Genomic DNA, 14,061 nt, shown 5'->3' on the forward strand with positions numbered 1-14,061 from the left:
TCGTTTCTCGTAGGCCATGTTCTTGTAAACAGTGTTTTTGTAAGCAGTGTTCTTGTAAACAATGCTCTTTTAAGACCTGTTCTTGTTGGTCATGAGCGGGATGACCTGGCTAAAAGGCACACCCATTAGCGTTGCATAGCCTCAGTAACTTTGCATCAAATAATCATAGGCGTTTTTTATACGCTGAAAACGCGCCGAGGCTAACGCGACTTGATGTTCGCTTTCTGAATAGAAACGGTCTGGATGGTGTAGTTGCGCCATACGACGATAGGCGTGGCGAACCTCGATACGGCTAGCGCCGGGAGTCAGTCCTAATACCGACAATGCCCTTGTCGTGCGGTCAGGAGGTGAGGACGGGCGCTGCTGACGGCGCTGGTCATGGTGCGAGCCCTGTCGTTGAGAGCCCTGTCGTTGAGAGTCTTGCTGCTGAGAACGATGGTGGTCAGAACCCTGCTGCTGGGAACCTCGTTGAGATGAATGTTGCTGGTGAGAGCGCTGCTGTTCACGCTCGGTCTGCTCGCGCTTTCGCTGCTGTGCTTGTTCCTGCTGACGCTTTTGTTCTCGCTCTTTTGCTTGGCGCGCCTCTTCCTGACGTTGCTGCTTTTCCTGCTGCTTTTGCTGCTTCTGTTGGTGGCGCTGTTCTTTTTGCCGTTGCTGCTGTTCTGCCCGTGCATTGGCCTGTTGTTGATGTTCTTCCGCCGCCTTCGCTTCGCGCGCTTTACGTGCATGGTATTCTGGGTCGTGGACTTGCCAGTAGCTATCCCGACTCGGGTCTTCAGGGGGCGTCAGCGTAATGCCCGTCAGCTCCAAAAATAAACTATTCAACGTCGTGGGAGGAATAGCCAGCAAGTCTGCCAAAAAGCGCAGAATATAGTGGTTGGCCAGCGACAGTTCACCGTCATCGGTGGCCACTGTTATCGCTTGATGGATAACGCTCAGACTGCGCTCTTTACCGCACTCTTTACGAACGACTTCCGCCGCTAACTGAATCGCCTGCAAGTCCTGGCTATGGGCAATGCTCATGACCGGGCCCAACTCATGTCCGTGCCGAAACTGCGCGGTGACCTGGGCCAGACGCCGACGTCGCTGACCTTCAGAAACGTGTTGTCGGTGCACCAGCACCCACGCTAATAGCAGCAGTGTTGCCGTATCCACTTGACTGCGGCTCTTGAGTAGCAGCAGTTCAAAGGGTGAAAAACGGGCAATGGACATTTCCTAGCTCCACAGATGAAGAGGTGAGCACCGAGCAGTGGTTGAGGGTCGGCATCATAATAATGTTAACCATGGTATATCATCACGTTAGGCAAAGGAGTAGGAGATTGGCGAGTTGATCAACGTTAAGCGCAAAAATAGCTTTCAGTTGCGCCTTACCCGGCGGCTCAAGGAAGAGACATCACATACTCTCGACATCTATCTTTTTGTCCCCGGTGAATTAGGGCTAAGCACCCAGCTTATTTCCGAAGAAGCTTTTTATCATTCGGCGATTCATGTCTCGCGTACCTACTACAGTGATGAGTATATCCTGCCGCTGGTGCATAGTCGGCTGGCCAGCCGCAACCGACTCGGTAGCGACTCGTATCGATTGAGTTTAAGCCTCTACGCTTACCAGTACGTGGAAGCGATGGAACATACTATCCAAACGATGCTGTTAAGTGCCAATAAACTGCGCCATGCCCGTCAAGAAGAGCGAACAGATAACGATGCAACCCAACAAGAGGCGGTTACTTTAGGCGATCAATTGCAGGAAACAATTGACTTAAGCGACGGTATTTTGAAACGCCTGCGTCGCCATCAGCCCAGCGATGACAGTCTCTATAAGTATTTTGCCAATATTGATAATTACCTTTCCTGGTTTACCGAGCAGCAGCTATTGGCGCTGGTGGCGCATATGCCCAGGGGTGGGGAATTTACCGAGGTTCGTCGACGCTTTATCAGCGTTTGTCACCGTGAAAGTGAGTATCGGCGAGAACAACAGTATAACGCTGAGCGGGTGATGAACGACCCCACTCGCATGTCGAATAAAATGCGTTTGTTGCGGCGTTTGATTGAGCATCCCATTACGTTAAAGCAGCAGTCTCTGGAGCTTGGAAACGGTGAGCAGAAGGCCGTTAAAGCCCTGGCCACCGCGGTAGTCATGGGGTTTGTGACGTTAGGGGTGCTGGAGATACGGAACGCGCTGGGAGATATTTCCGCGCTGTTTATATTAGCCATGGCGTTGCTCTACGCCATGCGCGAAGTATTTAAGGATGATTTACGCAACACCATGTGGCGCCTGCTACGTAAAGGGCGCCCCAAATGGCGTCGTCAATATCTCGACCCGACGCAGCATGCGACCGTCGGTCGCCAGTTAGAGTGGTTTGACTACAAGCGCTTTTTATCGCTGGACGAAGATATTCAAAAAATGCGCCGCCGCACGGTGGCCCAGCGCGAGGAGATGGTGCTGCACTATCGCTCGAGGTCGCGCATGTCGCCCACACGCTTTCTAAGTGGTTACGAGCACACCCGCGAAACGCTGAATATAGATATTTCGATGCTCACGCGGTTAATGAGTAAAGGCAAGCATCACATCTACCGCCTTAAAGATGGCCAAGCGGTCCGCGAAAGTGTCGAACGGCGGCACCTGTTTAACCTGGTGGTTCGTGAGACAGGCAGCGAAGACACACCTTACCTTGCACGTTGGAAAGTCGTCGTCAGCCGCTCGGGTATTGTCGACGTTGAGAAAGTGGAAGAGAGCAGTGCCGCGAAACAAGACATAACGTAAATGGGTACAAACCTGCGTTGGATCAAGATAACCGCAACACGGGATGAAAAATAACCCGCCAGCATGGGCATATCGAAAGCAACGGACTAGGCTCAAGGAACAAGCAGAGCTTCCTGCCTCTGCGATTCAGTCTTTAGCTTCAGCCTTGTTAAGCGCAGACGTAAAAGACTGTCTTGAGCGGCTGACAAATGGGTCGGCGGCAAGGAGACGACAATGCAAGCGATCGATATCATGACTCCCAATGTGGTGAGTGTGGGCCGCAACGCCGACGTACGTGAGATTGCAGAGCTACTGCTGGCGCATCGTATCAGCGCGGTGCCTGTGGTCGACGAGGACCAGCGCGTTATCGGTATCGTCAGTGAAGGCGATTTGATGCGCCGGGTACAGGATAACGGTGACCATGCTCACTCCTGGTGGTTATCGCTGTTTGCCGGTGGCAAAGATGCCGCGGATTATGTGAAATCTCATGGTCGTAAGGCACACGAAGCTATGACCCCGAACCCACTGACAGTTGATGAAAATACTCCCATTCACAGTATTGCGAGGCTGTTGGAAAAGCACCATATCAAACGCGTTCCTGTGGTGCGTGAGGGTAAGTTGGTGGGTATCGTTAGTCGCGCTAATCTACTGCAAGGTCTTGCCAATGCGCCGGTCGCCTCGACTCAGTCACCCACGGATGACCGGCACACTCGTGAGGCCATACTCACCGAGGTGAAGACCAATACCGGTGTTCAGGTAGAGGGCATTAGTGTGATTGTGAATGGCGGAACAGTGGAAATTTGGGGCTTGGTTGAGTCGCTTGCACAGAAGCAGGCAGTGACGGTAGCCGCGGAAAACGTACCAGGGGTTAGCCGAGTCGAAAATCACTTGGGAATGATGCCGCGGGGCGTAGGGTATATGTAGCCTTGTTACGCTATTAGTTAGTAAAGCCCGTTATTTTTTAATAACGGGCTTTGTTGTTTTACGTGACCGTATTAATTGCCTTCTCTAAGCTTTCCACGCTGCGCTCAGTGTGGTGCAGCTTATCGAGTCCAAACAGGCCAATACGGAACGTCTGGAACTGATCGCCTTCATCGCACATTAGCGGTACGCCGCCCGCCACTTGAACGCCCGCCTGGGCAAGCTTGCCTACCAGCCCGGCGTCGTCGGTATAGCACACCACCACGCCCGGTGCTTCATAACCTTCGCCTGCCACGCTGATAAAGCCGTGCTTTTTCAGCATGGCGCGTACGTCATGACCAATGGTCTGCTGCTCATCTTTCACTTTGGCAAAGCCGTACTCGCGTGTTTCCTGCATGATGTCGCGCAGCTGGCGCAGAGCGTCCGTGGGCATGGTGGCATGGTACGCGTGGCCGCCATTTTCGTAAGCCTGCATGATGGCGTGCCATTTGCCTAGATCGCAGGCAAAACTGTTGCTTTGGGTCTCTCCCAACCGCTGCGTGGCACGCTCGGACAACATGACCATGGCGCAACAGGGCGACCCGCTCCAGCCCTTTTGCGGTGCGCTGACCACTACATCAACGCCCAAGTCCTGCATATCGACCCACAGTGTGCCCGCGGCAATGGCATCCAATACAAACAAGCCGCCAATGTCGCGTGTGGCTTTTGCGACGCTGCGAATATAATCATCGGGGAGCAATAAACCGGCAGAGGTTTCTACTTGGGGAGCAAACACCACCGCGGGTTTTTCCTGGCGGATACGCTCGGCTGCTTCCTCGGCGGGGACGGGAACAAAGGGTGATTGGGGATCACCTTCATCCACTCGGCGCGCCTTGAGCACCGTATGCTGATCGGTCAAATGGCCCATTTCGATGATCTGAGTCCAGCGATAGCTAAACCAGCCGTTGCGAATGACCAGGGTGTTCTGTTTAAGGGCAAACTGACGCGCGACGGCCTCCATGCCAAAGGTGCCACTGCCCGGCACGATGACCGCCGAGTGTGCGTTGTACACCTCTTTCAGCGTGGTGGAAATGTCGCGCATCACCGTCTGAAATTGCTGTGACATGTGATTCAGTGAGCGGTCGGTATAGACGACTGAGTACTCAAGCAAGCCGTCGGGGTCGACGTTGGGCAGTAAACCGGCCATGGCGTTCTCCAAGGAGGTGGTGTGCTTTTGTCAGCACTCGTTGAGAAGTGATAGAGCTGGTTGCTAAGAGTACGAGCTATAAACGCACAAGACCAGCCCGCTAGGGGCTGGTCTTGGCGGTCAGGAAGGCGGGATTAACGCGGTGGCAATTGCTCGGGGCCGAAGGCATCGGGCAGTAGCGTTTCCATGGTGTAGGTTTTTAGCAGTTCGCCACTACCAGACAGTACGTTGATCTGGGTGTCGGGTGTCGCGAATTCACGAATACGCTGGCGGCAGTCACCGCAGGGTGTACATAGATGATCGCCTGGCCCCATGACATAAACGGTAGTCAACTGACGCTGTCCTGCGGTTACCATGGCGGAAATGGCCGACGCCTCAGCACATAAGCCTTTATAGTGCGCCACTTCCACGTTAGTACCTACAAACTGCTGACCATCGGGACTGACCATGACCGACGCTACCGGATGCGCGGAGTAGGGCACATAGGCGTTAGCCCGCGCGCTGAATAACTTCTGAACGATCTCTTCTGATACTTGGTCCATCATTTCTCCTTTGGCCACTTCAACGTCCTCTTTTCGACGTTCTAGGCGCGGGCAGCGTCGTCGCGAAGCACGGTATCCAGTGCAATCAACATCATGTCGTCGAAGGTGGTTTGACGATCGGCGCTGGAGAGCGATTCGCCCTTCAAAATATGATCCGACACCGTGCAGATAGTCATGGCGCGGGCGCCAAACTCGGCGGCAACACCATAAAGCCCTGCGGCTTCCATTTCGACGCCCACAATGCCGTAACGCTTCAGCATTTCAGCCATCTCGGTTTGCGGGTTATAGAACAAGTCCGCTGAAAAAATATTGCCCACTTTTACCGGCACGTTCTTGGCTTTGGCAGCTGCAACAGCGTGCTGGGTCAGCTCGAAGTCAGCAATCGCGGCGAAGTCGTGGTCATTAAAGCGCATGCGGTTCACTTTGGAATCGGTGCTGGCACCCATGCCGATCACCACATCGCGCACGTTAACGTCGTCGCGCACTGCGCCGCAGGAGCCCACACGAATTAGTGATTTAACGCCGTAGTCGGTGATTAGCTCTTTGGCGTAGATGGAGACCGACGGAATACCCATACCGTGGCCCATCACGGAAATTTCGCGGCCCTGGTAGGTGCCGGTATAGCCGAACATATTGCGCACATCGTTCACCTGGCGAACGTTCTCCAGGTAGGTATCGGCGATGTACTTGGCGCGCAGCGGGTCACCCGGCATCAGCACGGTATCAGCAAAATCGCCGGGGGCAGCGTTAATATGAGGGGTAGCCATCGAAAATCTCCTTTTAAGCGGCGCTAGCCTTTATTTAGCGTTAGGTAGAAAGCTTTTGCCATCGGCCATGGCCGGCAACTGGAAAAAGTCGGCCAGCGTTTGGCCAATATCGGCAAAGGTGCTGCGTTGACCGAGAGTGCCGGGGGTAAAGCCGGGGCCATGCACCAGAATGGGAATATACTCACGGGTGTGTTCGGTGCCATGCCAGCTGGGGTCGCAGCCATGATCCGAGGTTAGAATCAACAGATCGTCGTCACTCAACTGCGCGATCAACGTGGGCAATTTAGCATCGAAATCTTCCAGCGCGGCCGCATAGCCCGGTATGTCGCGGCGATGACCATAGACCGAGTCAAAGTCGACGAAGTTGGTCATGATCATGGTGCGGTCGCCAACGCTTGATGATTCATTCCCCGATTGGCGGGTGCGCTCAATTTCACTAAGCGTGGCGTCCATCAGTGCGTCGTGGCCGCTGGCCTTGATCTTGTGGGTAATCCCGCAATGGGCGTAGATATCGGCAATCTTGCCAATCGATACCACGTTGCCGCCGGCATCGGCGAGCTTTTGCAGCACCGTGGGCGAGGGTGGCTCGATGCTATAGTCACGACGGTTGCCGGTGCGAGCGAACGTGGTGCTGTCTTCGCCGATAAACGGACGAGCGATCACCCGGCCGATATTGTAAGGCTCGAGCAGTTCTCGGACGATCTCGCATAGCGCGTAAAGCCGCTCTAAACCAAAGTGCTCCTCGTGGGCGGCAATCTGAAAAACAGAATCTGCCGAGGTGTACACAATCGGTTTGCCCGTGGCGACATGCTCTTCGCCCAGGCGGGCGATGATCTCGGTACCCGAGGCGTGGCAATTGCCGATCACTCCGGTGAGGTCGGCTTCCTGCACGATGGCGTCGAGCAGTTCCAGCGGGAAACTGTCGGTTTTATCGAGGAAGTAGCCCCACTCGAAACGTACCGGCACCCCGGCAATTTCCCAGTGGCCGGAAGGCGTGTCTTTACCACTGGATATCTCTTGGGCGTGGGCGTACGCGCCTTCCACGTTATCGGGTAGCGCTACGCCTTCAGCGACGCTACCGGTGCTGTCGCGATGGGCGTGAAACAGGCCCAATTTAGCCATGTTGGGCAGGCTGAGCGGCCCTGAACGCTGGTCGGTATTTGCCTCGCCACGGGCGCAGGCGGCGGCGATATGGCCCAGCGTGTCAGCGCCTTCATCGCCAAAGGCTGCCGCGTCAGGCGCGGCGCCAATACCAAAAGAGTCGAGTACCAATACAATCGCGCGGCTCATAGCTCTTCTCCACGGAAAGTGTCTTGTAGTAGCGTGTCGGCGCTGGCAGCGCCCTGGCTGATCGTGAACGCCGCGCGAAGCTGTTCGGCGGCACGGTCGGCGGCAGCGTCACTACGGGCGTGAACCATGGCGAGGGGGCGCTGGGTGTCCACGTGCTCGCCGATTTCGACGATATCCGAGAAGCCAACGCTATGATCAACGCTGGCGTCGTTGCGCAGGCGGCCCCCGCCCAATTCGACTACGCTCATGCCGACCGCTCGGGTATCAATGCGCTGCACGATACCTGCCTGTTCGGCAAATACTGGCTTAATCACTTCAGCGCTTGCCAGGTAGTGCTCCGAGCGCTCCATGAAGTCGCTTGGGCCACCAAGCTCGCGCACCATACGGGCAAATACTTCGGCGGCCGCACCGGAGGTTAGCGCCTTCTCAAGCTGACTCAGGGCGTCTTCACGCGAGCTTGCGAGTTTGCCCGCGATCAGCATTTCCACCGCCAGCTCGCGAGTGACCTGCATCACGCGGCTATTCGGGCGGTCGCCGCGCAGCAGCGCCAGCGTTTCGACGATTTCCACCGCGTTACCGGCACACGATGCCAACGGCTGGCTCATGTCGGTCAGCAGAGCGGTGGTCGGCGTGCCAGCCTGGGTGGCTACGCTGGCGATGCTTTTGGCCAACTCACGGGATTTTTCAGGGGTGGGCATAAAGGCGCCACTGCCCACCTTCACATCCATGACCAGCGCATCCAGGCCAGAGGCCAACTTCTTGCCCAGAATAGACGCGGTAATCAACGGGATCGATTCCACCGTGGCGGTGACATCGCGCACGCCGTAGATGCGTTTATCGGCCGGAGCCAGATCACCGGTCTGGCCGATAATCGCAACACCGGTGGATTTAACCACGTCACGAAAACGCTCTGGTGCGGGGTAGGGGTCGTAGCCGGGGATCGACTCAAGCTTATCCAACGTGCCGCCGGTGTGGCCCAGGCCGCGCCCTGAAATCATCGGGACGAAGGCGCCGCAAGCGGCCACCCACGGGCCCAGCACTAGCGAAACCAAGTCGCCCACGCCACCCGTGGAGTGCTTATCGACAATCGGGCCGGGTAGGTTCAGGTCTTGCCACTGCATCACATGGCCGGAGTCACGGGTAGCGGTGGTCAGCGCCACGACTTCTTCGCGGCTCATGCCGTTAAGAAATACCGCCATGGTAAAAGCGCCGATCTGGGCATCGCTGATGCGGTCATCGGCGATGCCCTGAACGAAGCCTTTGATCTCTTCGGCAGGCAGCGGTTGACCGTCGCGCTTCAAGCGGATGAGCTCTTGAGGAAGTAGCGCGTGATGAGGAGCGTTAGACGACATTAGTAACCTCCGTCGGTAGGGGCAGCGTTGGTATTGCCGCTCAAGGTCGCAAGTAGGTTTCCTAGCAGGCTAGACGCGCCGAAGCGGAAGTGCTCGGGAGATACCCAGCCCGGACCCATAATGTCGCTTGCCAGGGTAAGGTATTGAGCTGCGTCTTCAGCGGTTTTAACGCCGCCAGCGGCTTTAAAACCCACGTCTTTGCCACTGTCTTTAATCGCGGTAAGCATGATTTCAGCGGCTTCCAGGGTAGCGTTAACGGCCACTTTACCGGTCGACGTTTTAATAAAGTCGGCACCGCCTTCAATGGCGAGTTCGCTGGCGCGTTTGATCAGTGCAGGCTCCTTGAGTTCGCCGGACTCAATGATTACTTTGAGCAGCGCTTGACCGGCGCAGGCGGCTTTACACATCTCGACCAACTCAAGACCGGTCTCTTCGTCGCCCGCCATCAGCGCGCGGTAAGGAAACACCACGTCAACTTCATGAGCCCCGGACGCAACCGCATCGCGGGTCTCGCGAGCGGCGCCCATGATGTCGTTGCCGCCGTCAGGGAAGTTGGTCACTGTGGCAATCTTCACCTGACCATTCAGGGTATGCGCGGTGAGTGCGCGCTGGGCCGTCACAATAAACTGCGGGTAGACGCAGACCGCGGCAGGGGTGCCAAAAGGCGTTTTCACCTGCTGACAGAGAGCTTCGATAGTGGCATCGCTGTCACTGTCATTCAGGCTTGTCAGATCCATCAGCCCTAGCGCCTGTTGAGCCGCGCGGGTGATATCAGTAAAAGCAGAAGCGGTCATGTAATTCTCACTAATAGTAAAAGATAAAACGGGCACTGCGACTAAAACCGCAGTGCCCGCCACCTTCAATAGTCCCTGCGGTGTTACGCAGTGGCGCTACTGAGGGCGATGAAAAAGCCAGCAATAGAGGCTGACATCAAGTTGGATAAGGTGCCTGCCAATACAGCCTTAACGCCAAAGCGAGCGATCTCTTTGCGACGAGTGGGAGCGATGCTGCCCAGTCCCCCCAGCAAAATAGCGATGGAGGAGAGGTTGGCAAAGCCACACAGCGCAAAGGACAGAATCGCCATGGTGTGCGGTGTCATCAATTGACCCGTCGCAGCCACCACCTGTTCCCCATCAATGTAGGGTGCCAGGTTAATAAAGGCGACAAACTCGTTAACCACCAGTTTCTGGCCAATGAACGAGCCTGCAAGCGTAGCCTCTTCCCACGGTACGCCGAGAAGAAAGGCCAGCGGGGCAAACAGCCAACCCAGGATAAGCTCCAAACTGAGTGACTCAAAGCCTACCCAGCCGCCAATGCCACCGAGGATACCGTTAATCAGGGCAATCAAGGCGATGAAGGCAAGCAGCATAGCACCCACGTTGGCTGCCAGCATCAAGCCTGATGTGGCGCCCGAGGCTGCAGCGTCCAGTACGTTGGCAGGCTTATCTTCCAGCGCCTCAATATCTTCTTCCACCTTGGAGACACTGTCGCTATCGGTAACGTCCTGTGTTTCGGGCATGATCAGCTTGGCGAATAACAACCCGCCGGGGGCCGCCATAAAGGAGGCCGCGACCAGATATTCCATAGGAATACCCAGCGCGGCGTAGCCTGCCAGTACCGAACCGGCTACCGATGCCAGACCACCACACATCACCGCAAACAGCTGTGACGGTGTCATGCGGGCGATAAACGGGCGTACCACCAGCGGTGCTTCGGTTTGGCCGACGAAGATATTGGCCGTGGCGGACAGCGATTCAGTACGCGAAGTGCCCAAGGCTTTTTGCAGTGCGCCACCCAAGATACGAATGACCCACTGCATAATGCCGATGTGATAAAGCACGGCGATTAAAGACGAGAAGAAGATGATGACCGGCAGCACTTTAATGGCAAACACAAAGCCGACGTTCTCTACATCCGCCAGGCCGCCAAACAGAAAGCCGATCCCGTCGTTGGCATAGACCAGAATTTGGCTAACCCCAGAGGAGATCGCCTGAAGTACCGCTTGCCCAAAGGGAACGTACAGAACAAAAGCGCCGATACCGGCTTGAATGGCAAAGGCGCCCAGCACGGTACGAAGCCGGATAGACTTTCTGTCGTAGGAGAAAATCAGAGCGATGATCACCAGCGTGATCATACCCACCAAGCTCATAAGGAGTGTCATATGGGGATCCTTCGAGTTCGCGAGAAGTAAACGCGGTTATAGTAAGTTGAGCTTGACGGAGTAGATCATCGCATTCTGGTACTCATTGGGGGTGCCCAATTTGTTATTAGAATAGCGGTACTGAACACCGGTGGTGATCAAGTCAGTAGGATGCCACCATAGGCTCAGTGCACCGTTGGTGCCCACACTGCCTGCTGTGCCGTTCACATAGTTATCTTCTAGGTATTCATCGTCACGATCAAAAGTTTGCTCGTGCCAGTTAGTAATACTGAAGTTCTGGTTGAGGGCCGAGAAATCGTAACCCGCGACCCAGCCTGCCATATAGCCGTTCATGCCGGTATAGCTATTGCTTTGTACCCGTGCAGCACCAATGAAGGGTTTAAACCATAGCCCGTTATCAAAGGTAGTGCGGTAGCCAAGGCCCAGGATCTGATCCTGCTCGCGGCTGTCATAACCGTAGTCACGGAAGTCGTAAAGGTGGGCGTAAACTGACAGCGGCGTGTCACCCAGGTAAATATGTGAGGTAACTTTACCTGCGGTGCGGAAGTTGTCTTTACCGCCACTGGACTCATCGAATTGATCGTTGGTCGGGTTCTCGAAATCAAAGAAGCCGTAAAACTCGCCCCAACTGAAGCCAGCTCCGCCTTCAATTTCGAGAAACATGAAGTCGCTTTTGGCGGCATTAGAGGCAGTGCGTGCTTCGGTGCCGTTCGACCAGTCCAGGTAGTTCACCGAGACGTTGGCAAATGACCACAGCCGATTAAGCGGATGAGGCTGAGGGTCATCAGCGAAGGCTGGTGTTGCCAGCACGGTACTTGCAAGCAGAACGCCAGCACTAAGGGTGACGATGGGCAGTGAACGAGAATGGGTTTGAGCAGTCATGAAAGCCTCAACAGAGTTGTATTGGCGCCATCATTAAGTGGCAAGCCGATGGTAGGGTCGTGCGGGCTGGCGTTAATGTTAAAATTATAACATTAAGTGTTATTTTTATAACGGCAATTTGCAAGTATTGTCACATCAACGTTATTTAAATGTCATATGTCTTTCGTCTTGGTGCCGAGCGGGTTGGATAAGCCGAATCATTACGATAATCACAACAAGCGGGGTTGCCTGAAATGCCCACCATGAATGGCCGTAGCGCTTTACGTCTTGCCAAGCTTGAGGAAGCGCTGACCAGCGGGGGTATGCTTCATCTACGCGAGGCGGCTGAGCTTTGTGAGGTCTCGGAAATGACCATTCGCCGTGACCTCACTACCCAAGCCACGGCGATCAGCCTCCTTGGCGGTCGCTTGGTAATGGCTAACTATCCAGGCGTAGCTCCTATTTATGATTTATCAGAGCAGCAGGCGAGCCACCATCAGGCGAAGTATCAGCTGTGCCAACGAGCGCTCTCCTTTATCGAAGAGGGCGATACGCTGTTCATTGACTGTGGCTCGACCCTGATTCCGCTATTGAGTCAGCTTAGCCACTTTAATGAATTAACGGTGGTGACCTATGCACTTAATGTGGCCAACGCGGTTGCCACGCTGCCCAATGTACGCCTGGTACTGCTAGGTGGGCTGTTTTATGCCGCCTCGCAATCATTTGGCAGCGATAATATGGTCGCCTCGATTAAGCGCTTAGGGATCAATAAAGCGTTTATCTCTGCCGCAGGCGTGGATCTGGAACGAGGTATTAGCTGTTTTCACTTTCATGAAGTAGCGCCTAAACAGGCAGCGCTTGAGACCGCCATGCAGCGTTTACTGGTGGTGGATGCCAGCAAGTTTGGTGTGGTGCGACCTGCCTATTTTGCCGCACTGGGCGATTTTGACGTGGTCGTTACCGATGAAAAGGGAGCGCCGCAACTACTTGAAAATAAAGGCTATAGTTTGCCAGAAGTCTCTTTAGCGTAAAGTCGTTTATAGAAAATCTTAAGCATAGTCAATGCTTAGGGTGCGGCAATGCGTCACTTCTTTCATGATCTCAATCAATAGAAAATACTATTGTCTTAGTTGTATAGCGAGTAAGACCCGTCGCCAATCCCCACTCGGCGGCGCATATTCTTCCCGGAGCGACGATACTCGCCATCAGAGTATGCTTTGGTAAGAGTATGGGGTGATAGATAGTTAGTCCGCTACAAAGCCGGCTAGTGTACATTGAACCTCCGACGAGATCACACCATGCAACGACGCTCACTATGGCGCAGGGGAGGCACACTCGTGCTACTTGCGTTGTGCCTGTTTTTAGCAGGCTGTAGTTCAGCGCTATTAGACCCTAAAGGCCAGGTTGGCGCTGAGCAGCGAACTCTGATTTTAACTGCTTTCGGCCTGATGTTGATTGTGGTTATCCCTGTTATTGTCATGACGCTGTTTTTTGGCTGGCGCTATCGGCGTAGTAACGAGGGAGATGACTATCTACCTGACTGGGCGCACTCCAACCTGATTGAGGCGGTGATCTGGATCGTGCCCTGCGCGATTATCGCTGTTCTCGCTCTGTTGACGTGGAGAACATCCCATAGCCTTGATCCGCACAAACCGCTTGAAAGCGATGTGGCACCGATTGAGATTCAAGCCGTAGCGCTCGATTGGAAATGGCTGTTTATCTACCCCGAACAAGGCATCGCGACTGTTAACGAACTGGCTTTCCCAGTGGATACCCCAGTGCGTTTTCGGGTCAGTTCCGACTCGGTAATGAACTCCTTCTTTATTCCAACGCTAGGCAGCCAGATCTATGCCATGGCTGGAATGGATAATGACGTTCACCTTATCGCAGATGAAATCGGCGTCTACGATGGTCGTTCGACCAACTATAGCGGCGCAGGTTTCTCCGGCATGGTGTTTGATGCGCACGTCATGTCAGACGAAGGCTTTGATACCTGGGTCGCTGAAGTAGCAGGCTCGCCTGATACGCTCACGTACCCAGAAGGTTACGCTGAACTGGCCAGGCCGACTGAGTATCATCCGGTCGAGTACTTTTCAAACGTTTCGCCTGAGTTATACGAGCGTCTCGTTTCAAGCTTCCATACAGGTAGCAACCCAAGCGATTCAAGTGATGAAGATCGTGCGCCGGCCATCGACAGCCACGACGCTCATCAATCTATGAGCAACGAGGTGGGAGGGTAAC

General features: G+C 54.8%; 13 protein-coding genes. 4 read left to right on the forward strand and 9 right to left on the reverse strand.

Going from position 1 to position 14,061, the window contains the following annotated elements; all coding sequences use genetic code 11:
• Positions 1 to 141: 141 nt before the first annotated feature.
• Complete coding sequence (locus ACFFLD_RS07560) at positions 142 to 1,212, reverse strand: J domain-containing protein (protein WP_386038767.1); 1,071 nt, start codon at positions 1,210 to 1,212, stop codon at positions 142 to 144.
• Between the two features lie 115 nt (positions 1,213 to 1,327).
• Between ACFFLD_RS07560 and ACFFLD_RS07565 the strand changes: the two genes are divergently transcribed.
• Positions 1,328 to 2,761 (forward strand): hypothetical protein, encoded by a 1,434-nt coding sequence (locus tag ACFFLD_RS07565; RefSeq protein ID WP_386038769.1) that lies wholly within the window; start codon positions 1,328 to 1,330, stop codon positions 2,759 to 2,761.
• Positions 2,762 to 2,974: 213 nt separating this feature from the next.
• On the forward strand, positions 2,975 to 3,664 hold the full coding sequence (locus ACFFLD_RS07570) for a CBS domain-containing protein (protein ID WP_386038771.1): 690 nt from the start codon (positions 2,975 to 2,977) through the stop codon (positions 3,662 to 3,664).
• A 58-nt stretch (positions 3,665 to 3,722) separates the two neighbouring features.
• On the opposite strand, the gene ACFFLD_RS07575 is transcribed toward ACFFLD_RS07570, so the two are convergent.
• The 8 genes from ACFFLD_RS07575 to ACFFLD_RS07610 form a co-directional block, all read right to left on the reverse strand.
• Positions 3,723 to 4,847, reverse strand: coding sequence for an aminotransferase class V-fold PLP-dependent enzyme (locus ACFFLD_RS07575; protein WP_386038773.1), 1,125 nt, complete (start codon positions 4,845 to 4,847; stop codon positions 3,723 to 3,725).
• A gap of 134 nt (positions 4,848 to 4,981) precedes the next feature.
• The gene (cdd, locus tag ACFFLD_RS07580) at positions 4,982 to 5,389 is read right to left on the reverse strand and encodes a cytidine deaminase (protein WP_386038774.1); all 408 of its coding nucleotides are present in this window, start codon (positions 5,387 to 5,389) and stop codon (positions 4,982 to 4,984) included.
• Positions 5,390 to 5,430: 41 nt separating this feature from the next.
• The gene (deoD, locus tag ACFFLD_RS07585; RefSeq protein WP_386038776.1) at positions 5,431 to 6,156 is read right to left on the reverse strand and encodes a purine-nucleoside phosphorylase; all 726 of its coding nucleotides are present in this window, start codon (positions 6,154 to 6,156) and stop codon (positions 5,431 to 5,433) included.
• Between the two features lie 30 nt (positions 6,157 to 6,186).
• Positions 6,187 to 7,446: a phosphopentomutase gene (locus ACFFLD_RS07590; protein ID WP_386038778.1), complete on the reverse strand. Its 1,260-nt coding sequence runs from the start codon at positions 7,444 to 7,446 to the stop codon at positions 6,187 to 6,189.
• The gene (deoA, locus tag ACFFLD_RS07595; RefSeq protein ID WP_386038780.1) at positions 7,443 to 8,798 is read right to left on the reverse strand and encodes a thymidine phosphorylase; all 1,356 of its coding nucleotides are present in this window, start codon (positions 8,796 to 8,798) and stop codon (positions 7,443 to 7,445) included. The genes ACFFLD_RS07590 and deoA overlap by 4 nt, the downstream gene beginning before the upstream one ends.
• Positions 8,798 to 9,592 carry a deoxyribose-phosphate aldolase gene (deoC, locus tag ACFFLD_RS07600; RefSeq protein ID WP_386038782.1) on the reverse strand — a complete coding sequence of 265 codons (795 nt, stop codon included), beginning with the start codon at positions 9,590 to 9,592 and terminating at the stop codon, positions 8,798 to 8,800. The genes deoA and deoC overlap by 1 nt, the downstream gene beginning before the upstream one ends.
• A gap of 83 nt (positions 9,593 to 9,675) precedes the next feature.
• Positions 9,676 to 10,959, reverse strand: a complete 1,284-nt coding sequence (locus ACFFLD_RS07605; protein ID WP_386038784.1) for a NupC/NupG family nucleoside CNT transporter — start codon at positions 10,957 to 10,959, stop codon at positions 9,676 to 9,678.
• A gap of 36 nt (positions 10,960 to 10,995) precedes the next feature.
• Entirely contained in the window at positions 10,996 to 11,841 is an 846-nt protein-coding gene (locus ACFFLD_RS07610; RefSeq protein WP_386038786.1) for an outer membrane protein OmpK, read from the reverse strand.
• A gap of 242 nt (positions 11,842 to 12,083) precedes the next feature.
• Between ACFFLD_RS07610 and ACFFLD_RS07615 the strand changes: the two genes are divergently transcribed.
• Both ACFFLD_RS07615 and cyoA read left to right on the forward strand, forming a co-directional pair.
• Positions 12,084 to 12,851: a DeoR/GlpR family DNA-binding transcription regulator gene (locus ACFFLD_RS07615; RefSeq protein ID WP_386040404.1), complete on the forward strand. Its 768-nt coding sequence runs from the start codon at positions 12,084 to 12,086 to the stop codon at positions 12,849 to 12,851.
• A gap of 267 nt (positions 12,852 to 13,118) precedes the next feature.
• Positions 13,119 to 14,060: a ubiquinol oxidase subunit II gene (cyoA, locus tag ACFFLD_RS07620; RefSeq protein ID WP_386038788.1), complete on the forward strand. Its 942-nt coding sequence runs from the start codon at positions 13,119 to 13,121 to the stop codon at positions 14,058 to 14,060.
• Position 14,061 lies beyond the last annotated feature (1 nt).

Origin of the sequence: Vreelandella sulfidaeris, from assembly GCF_042429665.1 — a bacterium.
In the GTDB taxonomy this organism is placed as follows: domain Bacteria; phylum Pseudomonadota; class Gammaproteobacteria; order Pseudomonadales; family Halomonadaceae; genus Vreelandella.